We start from the raw sequence: 23,431 nt of genomic DNA, 5'->3' as shown, positions 1-23,431 counted from the left end.
TCTGATCAGTTAGTCATATATTTTGCGTACGTGACCAATTCCGTACGAAAAGTAGCTGCCGCGGCCGCCATGGCGGTGCTCGGCGCCGCGCTCGCGGGATGTGGGGGCGGCGCCGGCGCGTCGGACGCCGGCCGTGAGGCCCGTATGGGCACCCCCGCCGCCTCGGCGTCCTCCACGGCGTCCTCGGCCCCCGCCTCCGGATCACCCGCCGCCTCCCCGCAGGCCGGTGCGCCCGCCAAGCCCCCGACCATGGCACCCGGCCCGAACGGCCTGACCCCCGTCTTCGAACGGGCGAAGCAGCGGACGGACAAGACCGTGGCGCTGACCTTCGACGCCGACATGACCTCCGACCAGGGGCCGCGCGCCGCGGACGGGGAGCACTTCGACAACCCCGCGCTGATCTCGACCCTGCGCACCCTCGAGGTGCCTTCGACGATCTTCATGACGGGCCGCTGGGCCGAGGAGTACCCGGACCAGGCCAAGTCGATCGGCACCGACCCGAACTTCGAGATCGCGAACCACTCGTACAGCCACCACGCCTTCACGTCCCCCTGCTACGGGCTGCCCGCCCTCGACGGCGCGGCCGCCCGCGCCGATGTCGACCGGGCCTTCGCCGCCTTCCGGCAGGCGGGCGCCGTCAACACCGTCCCGTACTTCCGCTTCCCCGGCGGCTGCTACGACGACCAGGCGTTGCGGGCCCTGTCCACGGCCCGGGTCACGGCGGTCCAGTGGGACGTGGTCAGCGGGGACGCCTTCGCCAAGGACCCGGGCCCGGTGGCCGAGCAGGTGCTCGACGGCGTGAAGCCCGGCTCGGTGGTGGTCATGCACTGCACGCGCAGCGCCGCGCCGGTCACCGAGGAAGCCGTCCGGCGGATCGTCCCGGAACTGCGCAAGCGCGGCTACCGCTTCGTGAAGGTCTCCGAGCTGATCGGGAAGTAGCCGTGCCGTGCGCCGGACTTCGGCCGGCGCGTCCACCGGGTGCGGCGGCTCCGGCGGCTCCGGCGGCTCCGGCGGATCCGGCCGATCCGGCCGATCCGGCGGATCCCAGGGTCAGCCGGAGCAGGCGGTGCGCTGGGCCTCCTGCCACTCGCACACGGGACAGAGCACCACGCCCGGGGTGGCGACCCCGTACTCGGTGGGCTCGCCGCACAGCACGCAGTCCGCGTACGGCGGTCCCGCCACCCGGCCGGCGGGGGCGTGGTCGGCGGGTGCGGGGCAGTACGAGGCGCTTTCGTCCGTCCGGTCCATGGGGACGAGCCTATCGGCCGACGGCTCTCGGACAGGTGCCGCACGAGTACTGGTAGGAAACTTTCCTTCCTGTTAGTGTCCCGGGCGGCGGCTTGGCGCGGTGCCCACCCCCACGGGCATGACGCGCTCAGTGAGAGCTCTGACCCGGCCGCCGTGGCGCCGCCCCCTGCCCGCCCGCGGGCAGGGGGCGGCGCTCCGCGCCAGTGTCCAGCTCTCGCCGCCCCTCAAGGCAGGGAGTTCCAGGTATGCGCCTGAACGCCTCCGCTCATCCCCCTCTGTTACGCGGCAGCCTTCGCACCCTCCTGCTCACCGCCCTCACCGGCCTCGCCGCACTCACGCTCGTCGGCGGACTCCTCCTGGCCTGGCCCGGCCGGGCCGGGGCCGCCGCCGACCCCCTCATATCCCGTGGCAAGCCCGCCACCGCCTCCTCCACCGAATCCTCCGCGCTGGGCGCGAAGAACGCCTTCGACGGCGACCCGGCCACCCGCTGGGCCAGCGCCGAGGGCAAGGACCCGCAGTGGATCCGGGTCGACCTCGGCGCCGGGGCCCGCGTCTCGCGCGTGCGGCTCACCTGGGAGGCCGCCTACGCCAAGGCGTACCGCGTCGAGGTCTCCGCCGACGGCACCACCTGGACGGCGCTCGCCGTCGAGAGCGCCGGCAACGGTGGCGTCGACGACTGGACCGGCCTGTCCGGCAAGGGCCGCTACCTGCGCGTCCAGGGCACCGCGCGCGGCACCTCGTACGGCTACTCGCTCTTCGAGGCCGAGGTGTACGGCACCGTCGGGGACGGGCCGCCGCCGGGTGGCTCCTTCACGGTCGTCGCGGCAGGCGACATCGCCGCGCAGTGCACGGCGTCCGACAGCGGCTGCGCGCACCCGAAGACGGCCGCGCTCGCGCGGCGCATCGACCCGAAGTTCTACCTGACGATGGGCGACAACCAGTACGACGACGCCCGGCTGTCCGACTACCGCGCCTACTACGACAAGAGCTGGGGCGCCTTCAAGGCCAAGACCCGCCCGGTCCCCGGCAACCACGAGACGTACGACCCGGCCGGCCCGCTCGCCGGATACAAGGCGTACTTCGGCAGCATCGCGTACCCGCAGGGCAAGAGCTACTACAGCTTCGACGAGGGCAACTGGCACTTCGTGGCCCTCGACTCCAACTCCTTCGACAAGGCAGCCCAGATCGACTGGTTGAAGGCCGACCTCGCCGCCAACACCAAGCCGTGCGTCGCCGCCTACTGGCACCACCCGCTGTTCTCCTCCGGCGGGCACGGCAACGACCCCGTCTCCAAACCGGTCTGGAAGATCCTCTACGCCGCCAAGGCCGACCTGGTCCTGAACGGGCACGACCACCACTACGAGCGCTTCGCCCCGCAGGACCCCGAGGGCCGGGCGACCGCCGACGGGATCGTGGAGATCGTCGGCGGGATGGGCGGCGCCGAGCCCTATCCGATCGAGGAGGTCCAGCCCAACAGCCAGAAGCGGATCAGCGGACCGTACGGCGTGGTGAAGCTGGACTTCACCGACTCCGGTTACGGGTGGACCTACGTGGCCACCGACGGCCAGGTCAAGGACACGAGCCCGAAGTACAGCTGCCACTGATGTACCTGGCCGCCAACGGCCGCCCGGACGCGCCGCCCCGCCCCCCAGGGGTCCGGCGGCGCGTCCCCGCCGCCGTCCTCGCGCTCGGCACGGTCAGCCTCGTCACCGACATCTCCTCCGAGATGGTCACGGCGGTGCTGCCCCTCTACCTCGTCCTCGGTCTGGGCCTGACCCCCCTGCAGTTCGGCTTCCTGGACGGGATGTTCAACGGGGCCACCGCCCTCGTCCGGCTGCTCGGCGGGCGGCTCGCCGACCGACGCGGTCACCACAAGCGGGTCGCCGGGGCCGGCTACCTGCTCTCCGCCCTCTCCCGGCTCGGGCTGCTGCTCGCCGGCGGCGCCACGGGTGGGATCGCCGCCGCGCTCGCCGCCGACCGGCTCGGCAAGGGCATCCGTACCGCCCCGCGCGACGCCCTCATCTCGCTCAGCGGGCCCCCCGAGAGTCTCGGCCGCTCCTTCGGCGTGCACCGGGCCATGGACACCACGGGCGCGCTGCTCGGGCCGCTCGCCGCGTTCGCCGTGCTGTGGGCCACCGCCGACGCCTACGACGCGGTGTTCGCCGTCAGCTTCTGCGTCGGCCTGCTCGGCGTGCTGCTGCTGGTCGTGTACGTCCCGGCGGCACCGGGGTCGGCCGCTCCGGCTCCGGCCGGGGCCCGTCCGCCCAGGCTCCCGGTCCTGCGCGACCGCGCGTTCCGCCGGGTGCTGTACGCCTCGGCCCTTCTCGGCGCCACCACCATCGGCGACGCCTTCCTCTACCTGCTGCTCCTGCGCGCACTGGACCTGCCACCCGCCCTGTTCACGCTGCTGCCGCTCGGGTCCGCCGCCGTCTACCTGCTGCTCGCCGTCCCCGCCGGCCGGATCGCCGACCGGACCGGCCGCCGGACGGCCTTCCTGCTCGGGCACTGCGGCCTGCTCGGCGCGTACGCCCTGCTGCTCGCCCCCGTCTCGACGCCGACCGTCGTGGGGGTGCTCGCCCTGCTGGGGATCTTCTACGCGGCCACCGACGGGGTGCTGATGGCGCTCGCCGCTCCCGCGCTGCCCACGGCCGGTCGGGCCGGCGGGCTCGCGGTGCTGCAGACCGGGCAGGCGCTGGCCCGACTGCTGGGCGCCGCCGGCTTCGGGGCGGCCTGGACCCTCTGGGGGCAGCGGCCCGCCCTCTGGGTCGCCACCCTCGCGCTGGCCGGGGCGCTCGCGGCCGCCTCGCGCATCCTGCCCGCCGCTCCCCCGAACGCCTCGGCCGCTCCGGAGGTCCCGTGAATCCCCCGTCCCGCCGGCTTCGCCTGGTCCTGGTCGTCACCGCGGTGCTGCTGCTGGCGGGCGGCTCGCTGGGCTACGTACTGCACGCGCGACACCGCGAACGGCCGCCCGCTCAGGGGGTCGACGCCTCCTTCGGCGCCCTGGAGCCGGGCCTCTACTTCCGGGACGCGACCGGCGGGCGGATCGCGCGCCAGGGCGGCCCCGGCCTGCCGCGGGTGACCGGCGGCCCGTCCTGCGACCGCTTCCACACCGCCGGCGGCCACGCCCTGTGCCTGCGCAAGCTGCCCGGGCTACCGGCGCGCACGGAGGCTCTCGTACTGGATCGACGTATGCGGGAGGTCCGCAAGGTGACCGTCCCCGGCATCCCGAACCGGGCCCGCGTCTCGGCCTCGGGCCAGGTCCTGTCCTGGACCACCTTCACGACCGGCGACTCCTACAACACGGCCGCGTTCTCCACCCGGACGGCCATCCTGGACCTGCGCACCGGGTATCTGATCAAGTCGATCGAGCAGATCCCGCTGACCCTCGACGGGGCCCGCCACCACGACTCCGACGTCAACTACTGGGGCGTGACCTTCGCCGCCGACGACAACCGCTTCTACGCCACCGTCTCCACCCGGGGCGCCACCCACCTCGTCGAGGGCGATCTGCGCGCCTGGTCGGCGAAGGCCCTGCGGGAGAACGCCGAATGCCCCTCGCTGTCCCCGGACGGCACGCGTGTCGCCTTCAAGAAGAAGGTCTCCGACGACCCCCGGGCACCCTGGCGGCTGTACGTCCTCGACCTGGCGACGATGCGCGAACACCCACTGGCCGAGGCCCGCAGCGTCGACGACCAGGCCGCGTGGCTGGACGACGCGACCCTGGCCTACGCCCTGCCGGGCCAAGGCTCCCGCGCGAGCGACGTCTGGTCGACCCCGGCGGACGGCACGGGCGAGCCCGCCCTCCTCGTCCCGGGCGGCTCCTCCCCCGTCCGGGTGGACCAGGGGCGTCCTGCCGCCGTCGGGCAGCAGGACGCCCCTGGTCATGGCTCAACTCAGACGACGGGGGTGTTCGGGAGGATCGAGAACCCGGCGCCGCAGGCCGCCACGAGGTTCGACGGCGCGAACGCCGTGTCGCTGGTGGTGCACTGGGCCTCGTGAAGCACCCCGTTCCCGGCGAGCAGGGTGGTGTAGAGGATGCCCGGGTTGGCCTCGGTCACCGAGAGCGCGCTGTCGGTGACGCACGTCGGCGCGTTCGCGAGAAGGCCGAGGTTGATCCACACACCCGCGTTGCGGCTGTCGTTGACGAACGAGTGGCCCTGCGCGTCGGTCGCGACCCGGAAGACGACGGGGGTGTTGAAGTTGACATAGTCCGGAGCGGCGGAGCTGACGTCGCGCGCACCGCACTTCTTGCCCTGCACCGCCATGGAGCTGTTGGGGGACGGGGTGCTACCCGGGCTGTCCTCGGCGACCGCGGACGGGGCCACGAGGGCCCCGAGCAGTGACCGCTCCCGATACGACCGACATGCCCCGCGCAGCCCCAGCCGGCTTCCTCATGTGCGTCCTTTCCTGGAGGGGAGGCCCTCCGCCGCATGCGCGAAGTGGCCACATCTACGGGAACGAACATTCCCGCCCCCGACAGGCCGATCACAGACGGCTACATATCATCACTCTTCGGAACTGCGAACGGCTCCAACGACGCGCTAGCGCCGGCGGGCGGCGGTCAGACATGCCGCCGTGCCCGCCCCCGCGGCCAGCAGCAGGGCGAGCGCCAGGGGCGCGAGCGGCAACGGCACCACCCCCGAGCGTCCCGCCGCGACCAGGGCCGACACCGCGCCGCGGGCCGGGGAGCCCGCGAGGACCAGGGCGAGCAGGGAGCCCAGGGTCCCGGCCAGGACGGCGTAGCCCCGGCGCCGGAGCAGGGGCCGGCTGCACAGGGCGCCCACGGCCGCGCCGGTCAGCGCGCAGGCCACCACCGCGAAGGCTCCGGCCAGGGCGGCCCCGCCGGGGCCGGCCCCGGACCGCTCACCGGTCAGCAGGGCGAGGGCGGCGGCCGCGGATCCGGCGAGCACCGCCCCGGCCAAGGCGGTGAGCAGGGCCGCCGCGTGCACCCGTACGGGACCGGCCGCGGCGGCCGTGCAGTCGCGGGCCGCGGCGGGTTCGACGGTCACGCAGATCCGGACCAACCAGGCGGTGGCCGGGACCAGGCCGGCGGCCGCGAGGCCGAGGGAGTCCGGCACCGGGTCGCCCGGGCGGATACCGACGGCCACGAAGGCGGCGTAGGTGATCAGGGGCGCGAGCCAGCGCTGGGAGCGCAGCAACAGGACAGCCTGGTAGCGGAACAGTGCGGTCACGGGAGTTCCTCCACGGCACGGATGTGCCAGGGCGGCCGGGCGGTGAGCAGGTCGCGCAGGACCGCGTCGGAGCGTTCGGCGTCCACGGTGAGCAGCACTCCCCCGCCGGGTGCCGGAGACGCGTCCAGGTCCGGGGGCCTTGGGGGGAGCGCCCGGCCGGGCGGGCCGACGGCGTGGATCCGTACGCGGGGCCGTGCCGGGCCGGACACCGGTAGCAGGGCGGTGTCCTGGACCCGGTAGTGGGCGTCGGCCGCGCCCGCGAGCCGCCGCGGGTCGTGGTCGACGAACACCACCGTGGCGCCGGCCGCGGTGCGTTCGGCGACGGCCCGGTCCAGCTCCGTCCGGGCGGGCGCGTCCAGACCGGTCCACGCCTCGTCGAGGACGAGCAGCTCCGGTTCCGCGAGCAGGGCTTGGGCGACGGCGACCTTCTGGCTGCCTCCCTTGGACAGTTCGGCCATCGGGGTACGGGCGTGGGCGGCGGCGCCGAAGCGCTCCAGAGCGTCGACCGCCCGACGGGCCGCCTCGGCACGGCGCAGGCCGTGCACCCGGCCCAGGTGGGTCAGGTAGGCGGCGGCCGTGAGCGGCAGCGCCGCCGGGAAGCGCTCGGGCACGTAGGCGGTGCGGCGTGGGCGGCCGTCGACGTGCCCCTCGCTCGGGGCCTCGATCCCGGCGACGAGGCGCAGCAGGGTGGACTTGCCGCCGCCGTTGCCGCCTTCGACGCGGACGAGGGCGCCGCGCGGGAGTTCCAGCGTGATCCCGCGCAGCACCCAGGGTCGGCGCCGTCCGTAGCGGCGGCCCACATCGGTCAGGTTCAGTGCGCGGCCACCGTCTCGACGGCCTCGCTGGGTCGGACGATGACGAAGCCCTCGCCGCTCAGCTTCAGCTGGACGGCCTCACCGGAGCCGCCGCGGATCATCGAGCCGACCGACTGGGAGCGGTGCAGGCCGGTCTCCAGCTGGGCGCTCCAGCCGACCACGGCGTCCGTGTCGACGTAGACAGGGGCCTGGGCGGTGACCGGGATGATGATCGGGTTGCCGTCGCAGACGACGGCGAGCTTGCCGGTGCCGGTGAAGACGCTGTTGAAGAGGCCGCCGCCGGTCATGCCGGCGCCCTTCACCATCTTGATCTCGTAGGACAAGGTCGGGTCGAAGCAGAGCACGTTGCGGCCGTTGACGGTGAGGGCGTCACCCGGCTCGAAGTCGATGATGAAGCAGTTGCCCGCCCGGTGCGCGAACCAGGCCTCGCCCTGTCCGCGTACGGACATGAGCGCGAGGCCCTCGCCCGTCACGGCGCGCTTGAGCATGCCGCCTATGCCCTGTCCCTTGCGCTCGAACTGGAGGTTGCCGCGGAAGGCGACCATCGAGCCCTGACGGGCCAGCATTTCACCGTTGACGTTGTACTTCACCGACTTGGCGTTCTGCAGGGTCATGCCGGGGGCGACGGCGGCCTGGGCCAGGTTCTCGGACGCGAAAAGATCACTCTTCATGGCGTCGATCCTCACCCGGTACGGCCACCCGGGGCATCATCCTGAAGGCGGAGGCCGGCATCCTTGGCGGGATGAGCAGCCAGCACACGAACGACATCTCCGGCCTCCCCTCGGTCGGCGCGGACAGCCCCTTCCGCCAGGAGCACGTACTGCGCGACGAGGCACCGCAGTTCGTGCTGCCGCTGGTGGTGCGGATCGAGAAGGCCGAGCCGCCCGCCCGGACGGACGCCCTGGAGACGGCGGCCCGGGCGGTACTGGTCCTGCTCACCGACGAGCGGGCGCACGGCGAGGGCGCATGGGCCCAGGCCGTCCGCGACTGGCAGGACGCCCGGATCCGCAAGGTGGTCCGGCGGGCGCGGGGGGCGGAGTGGCGCAAGGCGGAGACCCTGCCGGGCGTCACCGTGCACGGTGACGCCGCGCGGGTCCGGGTGTTCCCGCCGGTGCCCCTCGACGGCTGGCCCAAGGAACTGGCCAAGCTCCAGGTGTCGGGCACCGATCTGGACGATCCGGAGCCGGTCGCCGCGGTCGTGGAGCCGGAGCTGCCCGTGCTGTGGCTCAACCCCGGCCTCGACATGTCGGCCGGCAAGGCCATGGCCCAGGCCGGTCACGCGGCGCAGCTGGCGTGGTGGGAGCTGACGGAGGCGGAGCGGGCCGCCTGGCGGGATTCCGGTTTCCGGCTGGCGGTACGGACGGCCCCCCGCGAGCGGTGGGCCGAGCTGAGCGGGAGCGGGCTGCCGGTGGTCCGGGACGCCGGGTTCACCGAGATCGCGCCGGGCAGCGCGACGGTGGTCGCCGACCATCCGGCGCTGCGCTCCAGGCTCTGAGGGCTCCGGCCCGGAGCGCGCCGGCCGGGCGGGAACCTCAAATGTTCCTCTGAACGTCCCCTCCTGCGATTGGCGCGACTCCGTCGGGGCCATGACATCGGCACACGGTACGACGAGAGGGGGCGAGGGGACATGAAGCCCATGGCACACCTGGGGGTGGGCATCGGCTGGCGGCCGGAGATCGCGGACGCCGTCGAGCGGCTTTCCGGCCTGGACTGGGTCGAGGTGGTGGCCGAGAACGTATGCCCGGGCCACCTGCCCGAGTCCCTGCTGCGACTGCGCGAGCGGGGCACGCGCGTGGTTCCGCACGGGGTCTCGCTCGGCCTCGGCGGGGCGGACCGCCCCGATCCGGCGAAGCTGGCGGCGCTCGGCGAGCGGGCGGTGGCGCTGGGGGCGCCGCTCGTCACCGAGCACATCGCCTTCGTACGGACCTCCTCGCCGGTGCTGGAGGCAGGACACCTGCTGCCGGTACCGCGCACCCGCGACGCGCTGGACGTGCTGTGCGAGAACGTGCGGATCGCGCAGGACGCCCTGCCGGTCCCCCTCGCCCTGGAGAACATCGCCGCGCTGTTCTCGTGGCCGGGCGAGGAACTGACCGAAGGGCAGTTCCTCACGGAGCTGGTCGAGCGGACCGGTGTCCGGCTGCTGATCGACGTGGCCAACCTGCACACCAACCGGGTCAACCGGGGCGAGGACCCGGCCGCCGTGCTGGACGCGATCCCGCTGGAGGCACTGGCGTACGTGCACGTGGCGGGCGGCGTCGAACGCGGCGGTGTCTGGCACGACACCCATGCGCACCCGGTCCCGCCGGTGGTGCTCGACCTGCTGGCCGAGCTGCGCTCCCGGGTGGAACCGGCGGGCGTCCTGCTGGAGCGGGACGACGACTTCCCGCCGGAGGCCGAGCTCGCGGGCGAGCTGACGGCGATCCGCGCCGTGGTGACGGCCGGCGCCGGCACGCCCGTGGCCCCGACCGCCGCCGGATCCGGCACGGCGGGCACCGAGGCGGCCGCCGATCCGGACCCGGTCGCGGAACCGCACCCGGTCGCGGAGCCGCACCCGGTCGCGGAGTCGACCCGGACCCGGGTGGCGCTCGGCCAGGCCGCGCTGCTCTCGGCGCTGGTGGCGGGTACCCCGGTCCCCGAGGGCTTCGACCGCCGGCGCATCCGGGTACAGGCCCGGGCGCTGGCCGCCAAGCGGGCCGATGTCGTGGCGAAGGTGGCTCCCGAGCTGCCGGTGATCCTGGGCGGCCCGGACCCGTACCGCGAGGCCTTCCTCTCCTACGCCAAGAGCCGCCCGATGACCTCCGGATACCGCCGGGACGCGCTGGACTTCGCCGAGGACCTGCTGATCCGGGACCTGCCGGCCGATCCGGCCGCCCGGCGCCGACTCACCACCTGGTGGCGGGACCGGGCCGGGGCCAAACCGCCCCGCCGGATCGTGCGCTGGGCCCGGACGCTGTCGGGGAGAGCCGCATGAACGTCATCGCCGTGGTGATCTGGATCGCCGTCGTCCTCTCCTCCGTCCTGCTGATGGTCAGGCTCCGCGGCGCCCGGTCCGCGTCCGCCGGCCCCGCGCCCGCCCTGCACGACCTCTCCGAGGCCGCCTTCCTGGTGGGCGGCCCCGGCACGGTGGTGGATGCCGCGCTCGTCTCCATGCTCGGCGACGGCCGGCTGATCGCCGGGGGCCCGGGCATCGTCCAGGTACGCCCCGGGGCGCGGGCCGTCGACACCGCCGAGCGGGCCGTGCTCCAGGCCCATCGGGCGGCGCCCTCGGGATGGCTCTACCAGGTGCGCTACGGCGCCATGTGCGACCCCGCCGTGCAGGAGATCGGGAGCGCGCTGGCCGACCGCGGGCTGATCAACCCGCCCGGATCGGGGATGCGCCGCATGCGCCGCTGGGCGCTGATCCAGGCCGTCGTGTGCGCGCTGCTGCTGTTCCCGGTGTCCGTGGTGCTGACCGTCGTGGGGCTCGCCCTCGATTCCGGTTCCCAGGTGCCGTTCGTCGCGAAGGTGGTGCTCGTCCTGGTGGGCGGCATCCTGGTCGGCCTGATCTGCGCGGCCCGGGCCAGGAGTCGGGTCACGAAGGCCGGGGCGCGGGCGCTGGCCTCGATCCGCTCCGCATACCTGCACGACCGGACCCCGCACGTGCAGACCGCGCTGTTCGGGCTCCGCGGTCTACGGGACCCGTACCTGCGACAGCAGTTGGTGCCCGCCGTGCGCGGTACCCGGCTGGCCGCGGCCCAGTCGCACACCCGCCCCCACAGCACGAACAGCTCCTCGCATCCGTCGGGGGTCGAGATGCTGCCGATCGTCTGGTGCGCCGGAAGCGACGGCGGTGGCGGCGGCTCGAGTTGCGGCGGCGGTTCGGGGTGCGGGTCCTCGGGGGGTGGCTGCGGGTCCTCGGGCGGCGGCTCCAGCTGCGGCAGTTCGTCCGGTTCCAGCTGTGGCAGTTCGTCCAGCTCCAGCTGCGGCAGTTCGTCGAGCTGCGGCAGTTCGTCCAGCTCCAGCTGCGGCAGCAGCTCCTGACCGCCGGACGTACGGCAACCGGGGGCGGAATCCGCGGCAACGGGGCCATCGGCGCCGACACCGGCCGGTGATCCTTTACAAGGAGGGCGGCCCGACCTCTCATCGGTTCATCGGATGAGAGGAAGGGGCCGCCATGCGGACGGGACTCGCGGGCCGGGCGGCCGCCGTGACGGCGCTCTCCGTCCTCCTCTGCGCGCCGGCCCACGCCGCGCGGCCGACGTGGCCCGGACCGACCGGCGGGACGGCTCCCGAGGCCGCGGGCGCCGCCCTCGCCGCCCGCCGCGCGGCGGCCCTGGCCACGGCCGGAGGCAGCGGCGGCCTCGATTTCCGCCACTGCCCCGACGCCGAGGGGCTTCCCGCGCCGGTCCGTTGCGCGACGCTGCGGGTCCCGCTCGACTACGCCCGCCCCGACGGCCCGCAGATCTCCCTCACCGTCAGCAAGGTCGCCGCGACCGGCGCCCGCGGCGCCGTCCGCCAAGGCGCGCTCGTCCACAACCCCGGCGGTCCCGGAGCCTCCGGCATGTCCTTCCCGCTGCTCGCCGACCTCCCCGGCTGGGAGCGGATCGCCGCCGCCTACGACCTGGTCGGCTACGCCCCCCGCGGCGTCGGCCGCTCCGCCCCGCTCTCCTGCCAGGACCCCGCCCCGGCGGCCGAGGGACCCACCCAGGTCCCGGCCGAGCCCTCGCCCGCGTACAAGAGGCAGCGCCTCGCGGCCGCCCGGGCCTACGCCCGCGGCTGCGCGCGGCGGGCCGGCGCGGCCCTGCCGTACTACAGCACGCTCGACAACGCCCGTGATCTGGACGTCCTGCGGGCCGCGCTCGGCGAGCGGAAACTGAGCTTCATGGGGGCCTCGTACGGCACCTACCTCGGCGCCGTCTACGCCACTTTGCATCCGGGGCGCGTCGGGCGGATGGTCCTGGACTCGGCGGTCGACCCCGACCCGCGCCGCGTCTGGTACCGCAACAACCTCGACCAGTCGGCCGGCTTCGAGCGCCGCTGGTACGACTTCCGCGCCTGGGCGGCCCGGCACCACGCGACGTACGGCCTCGGCGCCACCCCGGCGGCCGTGCAGGCGAGCTACGCCCGGGTACGGGACGCGGTGGCCCGTACGCCGGCGGGCGGGGTCGTCGGCACCGGCGAGCTGCGGGCCGCCTACCTCCAGGCCGCGTACTACGACGACGTGTGGCCGGACCGGGCGGCGGCCCTCGCGGCCTTCCTACGCGGCGATCCCGCGCGGCTGACCGCCCAGGCCGCCCCGGACCCGGCGACGGCGGCCGAGGTGGAGAACGCGACGGCGGTGTACACGGCGGTGCTGTGCAACGACTCCTCCTGGCCCGCGGACTGGCGGACCTGGGACCGCGACCACACCGAGTTGGCGCGCAGGGCCCCGTTCGAGACCTGGGCCAATGCCTTCCTGAACCTCCCGTGCGCCTTCTGGCCGGTGCGGGAGCGGCAGCGGCCGGTGGCGGTCGGGGCCCAGCCGGAGCGGCTGCCCGGGACCCTGGTGGTCGCGGCGGAGCGGGACGGGGCGACCCCGTACCCGGGCGCTCTGGAACTGCAGCGGCGGCTCGGCGCCGGGGCTTCGCTGGTGACGGAGACGGGGGCGGGCTCCCACGGAGTGGTCGGCGGACGCAACAGCTGCGTGGACCGTCACGTGGAGCGGTATCTGCTGACGGGCGCCACCCCCGGGTGGCGTGTCACATGTGCGCCGCATCCGGAGCCCGCACCGGTGTCGCTGGACGACCGGGCAGCGAGTACCCACAGGGCACTGCTGCCACCGATCGTCTGAACTTCCGGGCGGGATCTCCGGCTGCGTCGTTTCGGGGGCAGGGGCCGTCTTCCGGACCAGCCTCCCGATCCACCGGAGGAACTCACCTGACGGTGTGGTCGTCCTCCGGTCCTTCCCCCCAGGGGAGGTATCAGGCGAGCCCGGCCACCAGATCGGCGACGGACTTGCGGCGCCCGGTGTAGAAGGGCACCTCTTCACGGACGTGCATCCGGGCCTCGGAGGCGCGCAGGTGACGCATGAGGTCGACGATGCGGTACAGCTCGTCCGCCTCGAAGGCCAGCAGCCACTCGTAGTCGCCCAGGGAGAAGGAGGCGACGGTGTTGGCGCGCACGTCCGGGTAGCCGCGGGCCATCTTGCCGTGGTCGGCGAGCATGCGGCGGCGGTCCTCGTCGGGCAGCAGGTACCAGTCGTAGCTGCGCACGAAGGGGTACACGCTGACGTACTCGCGCGCGACCTCGTCGGCCAGGAAGGCCGGGATGTGCGACTTGTTGAACTCGGCCGGGCGGTGCAGGGCCATGTTCGACCACACCGGCTCCAGGGCGCGGCCCAGCTTGGTCCGGCGGAACAGGTTGTAGGCGGTCTGCAGCTCGTCAGCCGTCTCGGCGTGCCACCAGATCATGACGTCGGCGTCGGCGCGCAGGCCGGAGACGTCGTAGCTGCCGCGGACGGTGATGTCCTTGGCGGCAAGCTGGTCGAAGAGCTCCTGGACCTCGTCGGCGTAGCCGGTGCGGTCCTCGGGAAGAACGTCCTTCAGCTTGAAGACGGACCACAGGGTGTAGCGAATGACCTCGTTGAGGTCCTTCGCCTTCTTCCCCGCGTTGGGAATCTTCTCTGGTGCAGTCATGTGCCTATTGTCCCGTGCGCTGATCAGTGGTCTGTGCCAGGGGTGCCGTACGCGTGCCGAGTGCCGCGATCACCGCGTCCGCGGCCTTGCCGGCGCTCGCGACGCAGGCCGGGATGCCCACGCCGTCGTAGACCGCTCCGCACACCGCGAGGCCCGGCAGGGCGCCGACCGCGGTGCGGATGCGGGCGACCCGGTCGAGGTGGCCGACCGGGTACTGGGGCAGCCCGCCGTCCCACCGGGTGACGGTGGAGGCGACCGGCCGGGCCGTCAGACCCACGGCCTCCCCGAGGTCGGTGAGGGAGACGTCGACGAGCTCGCCGTCCTCGCGGGCCAACTCCTTCTCGTCGCCGTGGCGGCCGACCGAGGTGCGCAGCAGGAAGAGGTCGGGATCCCTCCCGGCCCAGGCCCACTTGTTGCTGGAGAAGGTGGAGGCCTTGATGGTCCGCCCGTCGACGGGCGGTACGAGGAATCCGCTGGCGCCGCCGCCGGCGACGGCCTCCGGCAGGTCGGAGCGGCGGAACGCCATCGTGATGAGGGCCATCGAGGCGTACTCGACCTCGCGCAGCTCGGCGGCGGCGGCCGGGGCGAGCCCGTCCAGCAGCCGTGCGGCGGCCCCGGCCGGGGTGGCCAGGATCACGGCGTCGGCGTCGAGGACCTCGGCGCCGGCCACCACCCGCCAGCCCTCGGCGGTACGGACGACCTCGTCGACGGCGGTGTCGGTGACGAGCCGGGCCCCCGCGGCGCGGCAGGCCTCGGCCACGGCGATCGGGAGCCGTCCGATGCCGCCGTCGATGCCGGCGAAGACGGGGCCGGCCGGCTGGGGCGCGGCGTCCGCCCGGCGCTGCAGTTCGCGTACGCCGTCGCCCAGGAGGGCGTGCGTACGGGCGGCCTCGAAGAGTTGGGGCACGGCGGCGCGCATGGAGATGCGGTAGGCGTCGCCCGCGTAGACCCCGCCGAGCAGCGGTTCCACCAGCCGGTCGACGACTTCGCGGCCGAGGCGGGCCGCGACGTACTCGCCGACGGCGACGTCCTCACCGATCTCGGTGGGCGGCAGCGTGCGCTCGGCCTCGATGCGGGCCAGTCCCTCGGCGGAGAGCACCCCGGAGGCGGCGAGCGGTCCCAGGTCGCCGGGGACGCCCATGACGTGGCCGCGCGGCATCGGCCGCAGCGCGCCGCGGGTCCACAGCTGGGCGGTGGCGGTGGCGGGCGCCTGTACGGCCTCGGCGAGACCCACGGCCTCGGCGAGGGCCACGGCCTCGGGGCGGCGGGCGAGCATGGATTCGGCGCCGAGGTCCACGGGGGCTCCGGCGAGTTCGCCGGAGTACAGCTTGCCGCCGAGCCGCGGGCCGGCTTCCAGCAGGGTGACGCGGACGCCCTCGGCGAGCAGCCGGTGGGCCGCCGCGAGGCCGGCGATGCCACCGCCGATGACAACGGCGTGGCCCTGATCCGTACGCATGTCCGCTTCGTGCATGGACACATCGTCTCAGACCGATCTCCGAGGCCGGACCGTGACCGCATCGGGATCACCCCGGGACCGTGGATTCGAAACCCGCGACGGGACTCTGGACGTCGAACCGGCAACACCAGCCGATCCTCGGGGGTTCACAGCGATGCGCAGTTTCGACAGACACCGTTCCGCGGCGGCCCTGGCCGCCCTCGCGCTGACCGGGGCGCTCGCGCTCACCGGCTGCGGCGCGAGCGGCCAGGGCTCGGCGAGCGACAAGGCGGCGGTGGCGCCCGCCGCCGACGGCAAGGCCCCGGAGGGCGCCGCGGCGGCCCCGGCGCCGGCCGGGTCCGCGGGCGCCGCGGGCTCCTCCACGAGCAAGAACGCCGCGCCGCCGGTCGCGGTCCGTCCGAACGTGATCCGGACGGCGACGCTCGGCATCGAGACGGCGGACGTCCAGAAGACGCTCGCCGCGGCCCGCACGGCCGCCGACGACGCGGGCGGCTACGTCGGCAACGAGTCCACCAAGCGCGGCGAGGACGGCCGGATGACCTCGACGGTGACCCTGCGGGTGCCGGGCGAGCGCTACGACGCCGTGCTGGGTGCCATGGAGGGCAGCGGGAAGCTCCTGCACCGCAAGGTCGACGCGCAGGACGTCACGGAGAAGGTCGCCGACATCGGCAGCCGCGTCGCCTCGCAGCAGGCCAGCGTGGCGCGGGTGCGGGAGATGATGGGCAAGGCCTCGGCGCTGAGCGAGGTGGTGATGTTGGAGAGCGAGCTGTCGCGCCGTCAGTCCGACCTGGAGTCGCTGTTGGCGCAGCAGACGGCGCTGAAGGACCAGACCTCGCTGGGCACGATCACGCTGGAGGTCTCGGAGCCGCCCGCGAAGCCGGAGGCCGCGAAGAAGGAGAAGAAGAAGGAGCCCACCTTCCTGGGGGCCCTGGGCGGGGGCTGGGACGTCTTCACCAAGGTCGTCCGCTACCTGACGGTGGCGGTGGGCGCGGTACTGCCGTTCGTGCTGACGGCCGTGGTGGGGCTGCTGCTGTTCCGGGCCTACCGGCGGTGGCGTCCGGCGGCCCCGAAGCCGGCCCCGGTGCCGTGGCGGGCGACGGTACCGGCGGCCCGGACGGCTCCCGAGGCCGAGGCAGACGTACAGGACTGAACGTGCCTTCGGCCGTAGCGTGTTCACCATCCGAGAGTGGTGAAGGGGCGGTACGGACGATGGCGACGGAACGACTGGTGGTGGTGGGCGGTGACGCGGCGGGGATGTCCGCCGCGTCACAGGCCCGCAGGTTGAGGGGCCCGGCGGAGCTGGAGATCGTGGCCTTCGAGCGCGGGCACTTCACCTCCTACTCGGCGTGCGGGATCCCGTACTGGGTCGGCGGTCAGGTCGCCGAACGCGACGACCTGATCGCCCGTACCCCGGAGGAGCACCGGGCCCGGGACATCGATCTGCGCATGCGCACGGAGGTCGTGGAGCTCGACCTCCCCGGGTCCCGGGTCCGCGCCCGCGATCTGGACACCGGGTCCGAATCCTGGACGGAATACGACAAGTTGGTCCTGGCGACGGGCGCCCGCCCGATCCGGCCCAGGCTCCCCGGCATCGGCGCGCACGGGGTCCACGGCATCCAGAGTCTGGACGACGGCCGGCGCCTGATGGACACCCTGCGGCGCACGGAAGGCCGCCGGGCGGTCGTGGTCGGCGCGGGCTACATCGGCGTGGAGATGGCGGAGGCCCTGGTCGCGCGGGGGTACGAGGTCACCGTCCTGCACCGGGGCGAGCAGCCGATGGCCACGCTGGACCCGGACATGGGCGGCCTGGTGCACAGCGCGATGAACCGGATGGGGATCCGTACGGTCTCCCGCGCCGAGGTGACGAAGATCCTCACCGACGAGGAGGGCCGGGCCCGGGCGGTGGCCACCTCGGCGGGCGAGGAGTACGAGGCGGACGTGGTCGTGCTCGGCATCGGCGTCGAGCCCCGTACGGCCCTGGCCCGCGCGGCCGGCCTCCCGCTCGGCCCGTCGGCCGGCATCCTCACGGACCTCTCGATGCGGGTCCGGGGCCACGAGAACATCTGGGCGGGCGGCGACTGCGTGGAAGTCCTGGACCTGGTCGCGGGGCGGACCCGGCACATCCCGCTGGGCACGCACGCCAACAAGCACGGCCAGGTCATCGGTTCGGGCGTGGGCGGCGGCTACGCGACCTTCCCCGGGGTGGTGGGGACGGCGGTCAGCAAGGTCTGCGACCTGGAGATCGCCCGTACGGGGCTGCGCGAGCGGGACGCGCTGGAGGCGGGCCTGCGGTTCGTGACGGCCACCATCACCTCCACCAACACGGCGGGCTACTACCCGGGCGCGGCGGAGATGACGGTGAAGATGCTGGCGGAACGCCGCACGGGCCGCCTCCTCGGGGTCCAGATCGTCGGCGGGGCGGGCTCCGCGAAGCGGGTGGACATCGCGGCGGTGGCCCTGACCGCGGGGATGACCGTGGACGGGATGGTGTCCCTGGACCTCGGCTACGCCCCGCCGTTCTCCCCGGTCTGGGACCCGATCCTGGTGGCGGCCCGCAAGGCGGTCGCGGCGGTCCGCGCGGCGGTCTAGGCCGCCGGCGCCGCGAACGGGCCGTCCGGGGCGAAGGCGAGGGCCGCGAAGCGTTCGCCCATCCGGCGGTGCGTGGCCGCGTCCGGGTGGAGGGCGTCGGGCAGTGGCAGCTCGGCCGTGTCCGCCTCGCCGTACAGGGCGCGGCCGTCGAGGAGGTGCAGGTTCGGGTCGTCGGCCGCGCGCTGCCGCACGATCCGGGCCAGTTCCTCCCGGATGACGCGCAGGGTCAGCTTGCCGAAGGCCCGTTCGGCGGGGTCGCCCGCGGCCCGGAACCGCAGCCGCCCCTCGGCGAGGTCGGTGAAGTCCGGCGCGCTGGGGCCGGGGGTGTCCTCGTGGATGGGGCACAGGATCGGCGAGACGACCAGGAGCGGGGTGGTGGGGTGCCCCTCGCGCACGGTGTCGAGGAACCCGTGCACGGCGGGGCCGAAGGCCCGCAGGCGCATCAGGTCGCGGTTGACGAGGTTGATGCCGATCTTGACGCTGATCAGGTCCGTCGGAGTGTCGCGCAGGGTCCGGGCGGTGAACGGGTCGAGCAGCGCGTTGCCGCTCAGGCCCAGGTTGGTCAGCTCCACCCCGCCGAGGCCGGCGGCCAGCGCGGGCCAGGTGGTGCTGGGGCTCGCGGCGTCGGAGCCGTGGCTGATCGAACTGCCGTGGTGCAGCCACCGGCGGCGGCCCGTGTCCGGCCGCGGCTCGACGGGGGCGTCGGTGCGCAGGGCGACCAGCTGGGTGATCTCGTTGTGCGGCAGCCAGATCTCGATGTCCTTGGCACGGCCCGGCAGGCCGGAGAACCGTACGGTCCCGGGCGGGCCGGGCCTGGTCTCGGTGGCGCCGGTGGCCATGTCGACCTGGAGGACGTTGCCGCCGCCGACACGTTCCTGCCCGGCCGGCAGGCCGTCGATCAGCAGGTCGTAGAGGCCGTCGGGGCGGGGCGGGGCGCCGTCGTAGGCCATCTTGGTGCGCAGGGTGTCGAGCTCGATGACGGTGGCCCGGGTGCGGAACACCAGCCGTACGCCGGAGGGCTGGGCCTCGACCGTGGCCAGATCACCGTCGGCGGACTGGGCCCGGGCCCGGGCGGGCAGCCGGTGCGGCAGCAGCCCGTGCTCGGTGCGTTCCAGTTCCAGGGCGCCGCGCAGCAGGTCCGGGGTGAGGGGTGTGGTGATCCGGTCGGATTCGTGACTCATCCACCCACCCTGCCGAACCGGCTCCCGCGTCCGCCACACCATTACCGGGCCGCGCCGTGCGCCCGGTCATGATGTGGCGGGGTACGGGTTCAGCGCGCGGTGCGGGTGTGGACGTAGTCCACCAGGCGGGTCAGCGCGTCCGGGTCGGTCGTCGGGAGGACGCCGTGGCCCAGGTTGAAGACGTGGCCCTCCAGGCCGGCGGCGGCCGCGAGGACCTCGTCCGTCTTGGCCTCGACCGCCTCGGGGGTGGAGAAGAGCACGGCCGGGTCCAGGTTGCCCTGGAGCGCCTTGCCGGGGCCGACCCGGCGCACGGCCTCGTCGAGGGAGACCCGGTAGTCGACGCCCATGACGTCGGCGCCGGCCTCGCCCATGAGGCCGAGGAGCTCGCCCGTGCCCACGCCGAAGTGGATCCGCGGGACTCCGTAGGAGGCGACGGATTCCAGGACCTTCGCGGAGGCCGGCATCACGGAGCGGCGGTAGTCCGCCGGGGCGAGGGCGCCGACCCAGGAGTCGAAGAGCTGGATCGCGGAGGCGCCGGCCTCGATCTGGACCTTCAGGAAGGCGGAGGTGATCTCCGCGAGGCGGTCCAGGAGGTCGGCCCACAGCTGCGGGTCCCCGTACATGAGGGCCTTGGTGTGCTCGTGGTTCTTGGAAGGACCGCCCTCGACCAGGTAGCTCGCGAGGGTGAACGGCGCGCCCGCGAATCCGATCAACGGCGTGGCACCCAGTTCACCCGTGAGCATGCCGATCGCCTCGGTGACGTACGGGACGTCCTCAGGGGTGAGGTCGCGCAGCTGTGCGAGGTCCTCGCGGCGGCGGATCGGCTGGGCGACGACCGGGCCGATGCCCGGCTTGATGTCCAGGTCGACGCCGATGGCCTTGAGCGGGACCACGATGTCGGAGAAGAAGATCGCCGCGTCCACGTCGTGGCGGCGCACCGGCTGCAGCGTGATCTCGGTGACCAGGTCGGGCCGCATGCAGGACTCCAGCATCTGCGTGCCCTCGCGCAGCTTGCGGTACTCCGGGAGTGAGCGTCCCGCCTGCCGCATGAACCACACCGGGGTGTGCGGCACCGGCTCCCGCCGGCACGCCTTCAGGAAGGCGGAATCGTACGTCTGACTCGGCTGGCCCGTGGGGCGGGTGTTGGCGCTCACGACCCAAATCTTCGCACGTATGAAGAAGTGTCCGACCCGGCGAGGGTGTCCCTGCGCCGTACGGGCGCTCGTTCCGCCTAGTCTTCCCCGCATGGCTGCGGCTCAGGGACGATTTTCAGATGGCGCCGAGGGTATGGACAGCGCGAAGGAGAGCTCCGTCCCGCTCCCGTTCCGGCGGGCGGTCGACGGCTTGAGGAAGGCCCGGCTGCGTCCGGGGATCGAGATCGACCCCACGAAACCGCCCCAGAGACTGGCGCCGCACGCCTACGCCCTGGAAGCCGCGGTGGTGGACGGCGAGGAGGACCTGGCCGACGGCCGGCTCATCCTGCTGCACGATCCGTCCGGGCACGACGCCTGGCAGGGGACCTTCCGGCTGGTGACGCTGGTGCGCGCCGAGCTGGAGCCGGAGATGGCCGCGGACCCGCTGCTGCCCGAGGTGTGCTGGTCCTGGCTGACGGGGGCGCTGGAGGCGCGCGGGCTGGCGTACGGGGAGGCGAGCGGCACCGTGACCATGGCGGGCTCGCACTACTTCGGCGGACTCGCGGAGCGACGGCCGGCCACCCAGATCGAGATCAGGGCCTCGTGGACGCCGCGCGAGGGCGTGGGCGGGGTGCCGGACACCTCGGCTCACCTGTCGGCGTGGTGCGAACTGCTGTGCCAGGTCGCGGGGCTGCCGCCGGTGGGTCCGACCGACACGGCGACGGGTGTGGTCTCCCTGCCACAGCGTCGCGGTCCGCACCACCCGTAGCCGTGGGGCCGGACGGCGGCCGCATGCGGCGCGCACCGCAGAACGGCTGATCGAAGAACAGGTCGGACGGTCGAAAGACGGCGCCCCTTGCGGGCTTCTGATCAACCGATGATCGATCGTGCGTCCGAATTGCCCGAATTGTTACTCACCAAATCGTGATCATTCCCTAAAGCCGGGCGGGTGACGTGCCGAAGGAGTGGGTGACCATCCGCACGGTTCGCACCGGCTTCCTTCCCCGAGCCGGCCGTCCCGCCACTCCCCCAGGAGGCCTAGGTGTCCGTTCTTCTCGAGCAGCCCGCAAGCCTGGTCGCCTACCGCCCGAACAAGCCGACGGCCATGGTCGTCGTGGCCGACCCGCGCGTCCGCTCCACCGTGACCCGTCATCTGTGGGCCCTCGGAGTACGTGACGTGATCGAGGCGTCGTCCATCGCGGAGGCCCGCCCCCGCGTCGGCAGCCCGCGCGACATCTGCGTGGCCGACGTACACCTGCCCGACGGCTCCGGTCTCACCCTGCTCTCCGAGACCCGGGCCGCCGGTTGGCCCAACGGCCTGGCCCTGTCCGCCGCCGACGACATCGGCGCCGTGCGCAACGCCCTCGCGGGCGGCGTCAAGGGCTACGTCGTCACCGGTACGCGGACCAACATCGGGCTCCCCACCCGGCCCGGCGCCGCCCCCATCGGCGCTGCCGCCGCCCGTATGCACCGCCGCCCCCCGGGCGCCCCGAGCCACCCGGGCGGCTACCGAGAGCTCTCCGGCCGCGAGGTCGAGGTCCTGCGCCTCGTCGCGGAGGGCCAGTCCAACAAGGCCATCGGCGTCTCGATGGGCCTGTCCGCCCTGACCGTCAAGTCCCACCTCGCCCGCATCGCCCGCAAGCTGGGCACCGGTGACCGCGCCGGAATGGTCGCCGTGGCGCTGCGTACCGGGATCATCCACTGACCGCGGCCCGGAGCCCCCGGATATCCACCCCGGGAGCCGCTGCCGGGGAACGTGCCGGGAGACCCCCGGAATACCCCGGGAGAACGCCCCGCATACCGCCCGCGCCCGTCGACGGAACGTTCCGGCGACGGGCGCGTCGTATACACGGATACCCTTGACCGGTGACCGACGCCCAAGATCCCGCAGCAGACCTGCGCACCACCACCGGGGGCGGCCCCTCGGACGACGTCGTTGTTCCGCCCGGTGGGCTGCCGACCCCCTTGTTGGAGCCCCGTGAGGGGATTCCTCCGGTGGTCGCCGACGCGGACGCCCTCGCCGAAGTGGTCGCGGCCTTCGCCGCGGGCACCGGCCCCGTCGCCGTCGACGCCGAACGGGCCTCCGGGTACCGCTACGGCCAGCGCGCCTACCTGGTGCAGCTGCGCCGTGAGGGTGCGGGGTCCGCGCTGATCGACCCGGTGGGCTGCCCCGACCTGTCCGCACTGGGCGAAGCCCTGTCCGGCACCGAATGGATCCTGCACGCCGCCACCCAGGACCTGCCCTGCCTGCGCGAAATAGGCATGGTGCCCACCTCCCTGTTCGACACCGAGCTGGCCGGCCGCCTCGCCGGCTTCCCCCGGGTCGGACTCGGCGCGATGGTCGAGAGCGTGCTCGGCTACGCACTGGAGAAGGGCCACTCCGCCGTCGACTGGTCCACCCGCCCGCTCCCCGAGCCGTGGCTGCGCTACGCCGCCCTGGACGTGGAGCTGCTGGTCGACCTGCGGGACGCGCTGGAGAAGGAACTGGACCGCCAGGGCAAGCTGGAATGGGCCCACCAGGAGTTCGACGCCATCGCGTCCGCCCCGCCCGCCCCTCCGCGCAAGGACCCGTGGCGCCGTACGTCCGGCATGCACAAGGTGCGCCGCCGCCGGCAGATGGCGGTCGTGCGGGAGCTGTGGGAGTCCCGCGACCGGATCGCGCAGCGGCGTGACGTGTCCCCGGGCAAGGTACTGGGCGACGCCGCGATCGTGGAGGCCGCGCTCGCCCTGCCGACCAACGTGCACACCCTGTCCGCGCTGCCCGGCTACGGGCAGCGGATGGGCCGGCGGCAGCTGGACCAGTGGATGGCCGCCGTGGACCGGGCGAAGGCCCTGCCCGAGAACGAGCTGCCGCAGCCGGGGGCGACCCCGGCCGGCCCCCCGCCGCCGCGCTCCTGGGTGGACAAGGACCCGGCGGCCGCGGCCCGGCTCTCGGCGGCCCGTGCGGCCGTCTCGGCGCTGGCGGAGGAGCTGAACCTGCCCCAGGAGAACCTGATCACCCCGGACACGGTCCGCCGGCTGTGCTGGGAGCCGCCGCAGCGGTTGCAGGCGGACGCGGTGGCGGAGGTCCTGGCGGGCCACGGTGCCCGCCCCTGGCAGATCGAACTGGTGACCCCCGCCCTGGTCACGGCCCTGTCGGCCACCGCGTAGGGGACGCCGGCGTG

The 23,431-nt window shown here is 73.9% G+C and carries 22 protein-coding genes; 13 read left to right on the top strand and 9 right to left on the bottom strand.

What is annotated here, in order from left to right; all coding sequences use genetic code 11:
• The first annotated feature begins 69 nt into the window (after positions 1 to 69).
• Positions 70 to 939, top strand: coding sequence for a polysaccharide deacetylase family protein (locus ACGFYY_RS24100; RefSeq protein WP_393712296.1), 870 nt, complete (start codon positions 70 to 72; stop codon positions 937 to 939).
• A gap of 111 nt (positions 940 to 1,050) precedes the next feature.
• Here the strand turns inward: ACGFYY_RS24100 and ACGFYY_RS24095 are convergent, their stop codons facing one another.
• Positions 1,051 to 1,248, bottom strand: a complete 198-nt coding sequence (locus ACGFYY_RS24095; protein WP_365277207.1) for a hypothetical protein — start codon at positions 1,246 to 1,248, stop codon at positions 1,051 to 1,053.
• 245 nt (positions 1,249 to 1,493) lie between these two features.
• On the opposite strand from ACGFYY_RS24095, the gene ACGFYY_RS24090 reads away from it, so the two are divergent.
• The 3 genes from ACGFYY_RS24090 to ACGFYY_RS24080 are packed head-to-tail and all read left to right on the top strand — an operon-like array spanning position 1,494 to position 5,247.
• A complete protein-coding gene (locus tag ACGFYY_RS24090; RefSeq protein WP_393712201.1) occupies positions 1,494 to 2,852 on the top strand; it encodes a discoidin domain-containing protein in 1,359 nt (452 codons plus the stop codon).
• Positions 2,852 to 4,108 (top strand): MFS transporter, encoded by a 1,257-nt coding sequence (locus ACGFYY_RS24085; RefSeq protein WP_393712199.1) that lies wholly within the window; start codon positions 2,852 to 2,854, stop codon positions 4,106 to 4,108. The genes ACGFYY_RS24090 and ACGFYY_RS24085 overlap by 1 nt, the downstream gene beginning before the upstream one ends.
• On the top strand, positions 4,105 to 5,247 hold the full coding sequence (locus ACGFYY_RS24080) for a TolB family protein (protein WP_393712197.1): 1,143 nt from the start codon (positions 4,105 to 4,107) through the stop codon (positions 5,245 to 5,247). The genes ACGFYY_RS24085 and ACGFYY_RS24080 overlap by 4 nt, the downstream gene beginning before the upstream one ends.
• Here ACGFYY_RS24080 and ACGFYY_RS24075 read toward each other — a convergent pair.
• From ACGFYY_RS24075 to ACGFYY_RS24060, 4 genes are all read right to left on the bottom strand, one after another.
• Positions 5,142 to 5,573, bottom strand: coding sequence for a hypothetical protein (locus tag ACGFYY_RS24075; RefSeq protein ID WP_393712195.1), 432 nt, complete (start codon positions 5,571 to 5,573; stop codon positions 5,142 to 5,144). The two genes, ACGFYY_RS24080 and ACGFYY_RS24075, sit on opposite strands and share 106 nt — an antisense overlap.
• A gap of 216 nt (positions 5,574 to 5,789) precedes the next feature.
• Positions 5,790 to 6,440 carry an ABC transporter gene (locus ACGFYY_RS24070; RefSeq protein ID WP_393712193.1) on the bottom strand — a complete coding sequence of 217 codons (651 nt, stop codon included), beginning with the start codon at positions 6,438 to 6,440 and terminating at the stop codon, positions 5,790 to 5,792.
• Positions 6,437 to 7,255 carry an ATP-binding cassette domain-containing protein gene (locus tag ACGFYY_RS24065; RefSeq protein WP_393712294.1) on the bottom strand — a complete coding sequence of 273 codons (819 nt, stop codon included), beginning with the start codon at positions 7,253 to 7,255 and terminating at the stop codon, positions 6,437 to 6,439. Before ACGFYY_RS24065 ends, ACGFYY_RS24070 begins: the two co-directional genes overlap by 4 nt.
• Positions 7,252 to 7,926 (bottom strand): AIM24 family protein, encoded by a 675-nt coding sequence (locus ACGFYY_RS24060; protein ID WP_393712191.1) that lies wholly within the window; start codon positions 7,924 to 7,926, stop codon positions 7,252 to 7,254. The genes ACGFYY_RS24065 and ACGFYY_RS24060 overlap by 4 nt, the downstream gene beginning before the upstream one ends.
• A gap of 71 nt (positions 7,927 to 7,997) precedes the next feature.
• On the opposite strand from ACGFYY_RS24060, the gene ACGFYY_RS24055 reads away from it, so the two are divergent.
• The 4 genes from ACGFYY_RS24055 (at position 7,998) to ACGFYY_RS24040 (ending at position 13,064) form a co-directional block, all read left to right on the top strand.
• Positions 7,998 to 8,750 carry a peptidyl-tRNA hydrolase gene (locus ACGFYY_RS24055; protein WP_393712189.1) on the top strand — a complete coding sequence of 251 codons (753 nt, stop codon included), beginning with the start codon at positions 7,998 to 8,000 and terminating at the stop codon, positions 8,748 to 8,750.
• 132 nt (positions 8,751 to 8,882) lie between these two features.
• Positions 8,883 to 10,226 (top strand): DUF692 family multinuclear iron-containing protein, encoded by a 1,344-nt coding sequence (locus tag ACGFYY_RS24050; protein WP_393712187.1) that lies wholly within the window; start codon positions 8,883 to 8,885, stop codon positions 10,224 to 10,226.
• On the top strand, positions 10,223 to 11,275 hold the full coding sequence (locus ACGFYY_RS24045) for a TIGR04222 domain-containing membrane protein (protein WP_393712185.1): 1,053 nt from the start codon (positions 10,223 to 10,225) through the stop codon (positions 11,273 to 11,275). Before ACGFYY_RS24050 ends, ACGFYY_RS24045 begins: the two co-directional genes overlap by 4 nt.
• Positions 11,276 to 11,408: 133 nt before the next feature.
• Positions 11,409 to 13,064, top strand: coding sequence for an alpha/beta hydrolase (locus ACGFYY_RS24040; protein WP_393712183.1), 1,656 nt, complete (start codon positions 11,409 to 11,411; stop codon positions 13,062 to 13,064).
• A gap of 130 nt (positions 13,065 to 13,194) precedes the next feature.
• On the opposite strand, the gene hemQ is transcribed toward ACGFYY_RS24040, so the two are convergent.
• A complete protein-coding gene (hemQ, locus tag ACGFYY_RS24035; protein WP_030719802.1) occupies positions 13,195 to 13,908 on the bottom strand; it encodes a hydrogen peroxide-dependent heme synthase in 714 nt (237 codons plus the stop codon).
• A 4-nt stretch (positions 13,909 to 13,912) separates the two neighbouring features.
• On the bottom strand, positions 13,913 to 15,379 hold the full coding sequence (gene hemG, locus ACGFYY_RS24030; protein ID WP_393712180.1) for a protoporphyrinogen oxidase: 1,467 nt from the start codon (positions 15,377 to 15,379) through the stop codon (positions 13,913 to 13,915).
• A gap of 139 nt (positions 15,380 to 15,518) precedes the next feature.
• Here hemG and ACGFYY_RS24025 point away from each other — a divergent pair, with 139 nt between their 5' ends.
• Together ACGFYY_RS24025 and ACGFYY_RS24020 are read left to right on the top strand one after the other, a co-directional pair.
• On the top strand, positions 15,519 to 16,514 hold the full coding sequence (locus ACGFYY_RS24025) for a DUF4349 domain-containing protein (protein ID WP_393712178.1): 996 nt from the start codon (positions 15,519 to 15,521) through the stop codon (positions 16,512 to 16,514).
• 59 nt (positions 16,515 to 16,573) lie between these two features.
• Positions 16,574 to 17,953 (top strand): FAD-dependent oxidoreductase, encoded by a 1,380-nt coding sequence (locus ACGFYY_RS24020; RefSeq protein ID WP_393712176.1) that lies wholly within the window; start codon positions 16,574 to 16,576, stop codon positions 17,951 to 17,953.
• Here ACGFYY_RS24020 and ACGFYY_RS24015 read toward each other — a convergent pair.
• Both ACGFYY_RS24015 and hemE read right to left on the bottom strand, forming a co-directional pair.
• Positions 17,950 to 19,134 carry a GDSL-type esterase/lipase family protein gene (locus tag ACGFYY_RS24015; RefSeq protein ID WP_393712173.1) on the bottom strand — a complete coding sequence of 395 codons (1,185 nt, stop codon included), beginning with the start codon at positions 19,132 to 19,134 and terminating at the stop codon, positions 17,950 to 17,952. The genes ACGFYY_RS24020 and ACGFYY_RS24015 overlap by 4 nt on opposite strands.
• A gap of 89 nt (positions 19,135 to 19,223) precedes the next feature.
• A complete protein-coding gene (hemE, locus tag ACGFYY_RS24010) occupies positions 19,224 to 20,288 on the bottom strand; it encodes a uroporphyrinogen decarboxylase (RefSeq protein ID WP_365272977.1) in 1,065 nt (354 codons plus the stop codon).
• A gap of 91 nt (positions 20,289 to 20,379) precedes the next feature.
• Here hemE and ACGFYY_RS24005 point away from each other — a divergent pair, with 91 nt between their 5' ends.
• From ACGFYY_RS24005 to ACGFYY_RS23995, 3 genes are all read left to right on the top strand, one after another.
• Complete coding sequence (locus ACGFYY_RS24005; protein ID WP_365272974.1) at positions 20,380 to 21,036, top strand: DUF3000 domain-containing protein; 657 nt, start codon at positions 20,380 to 20,382, stop codon at positions 21,034 to 21,036.
• Between the two features lie 273 nt (positions 21,037 to 21,309).
• Positions 21,310 to 21,972 (top strand): response regulator transcription factor, encoded by a 663-nt coding sequence (locus tag ACGFYY_RS24000; protein WP_007267191.1) that lies wholly within the window; start codon positions 21,310 to 21,312, stop codon positions 21,970 to 21,972.
• Positions 21,973 to 22,133: 161 nt separating this feature from the next.
• Positions 22,134 to 23,417: a ribonuclease D gene (locus tag ACGFYY_RS23995; RefSeq protein ID WP_365272971.1), complete on the top strand. Its 1,284-nt coding sequence runs from the start codon at positions 22,134 to 22,136 to the stop codon at positions 23,415 to 23,417.
• Positions 23,418 to 23,431: the final 14 nt, after the last annotated feature.

The organism is Streptomyces sp. NPDC048331, from assembly GCF_043201215.1.
Taxonomy (GTDB): Bacteria; Actinomycetota; Actinomycetes; order Streptomycetales; family Streptomycetaceae; genus Streptomyces.
Note: the sequence above shows the minus strand (reverse complement) of the source record. Positions and strands in the feature narration are given on the sequence as shown.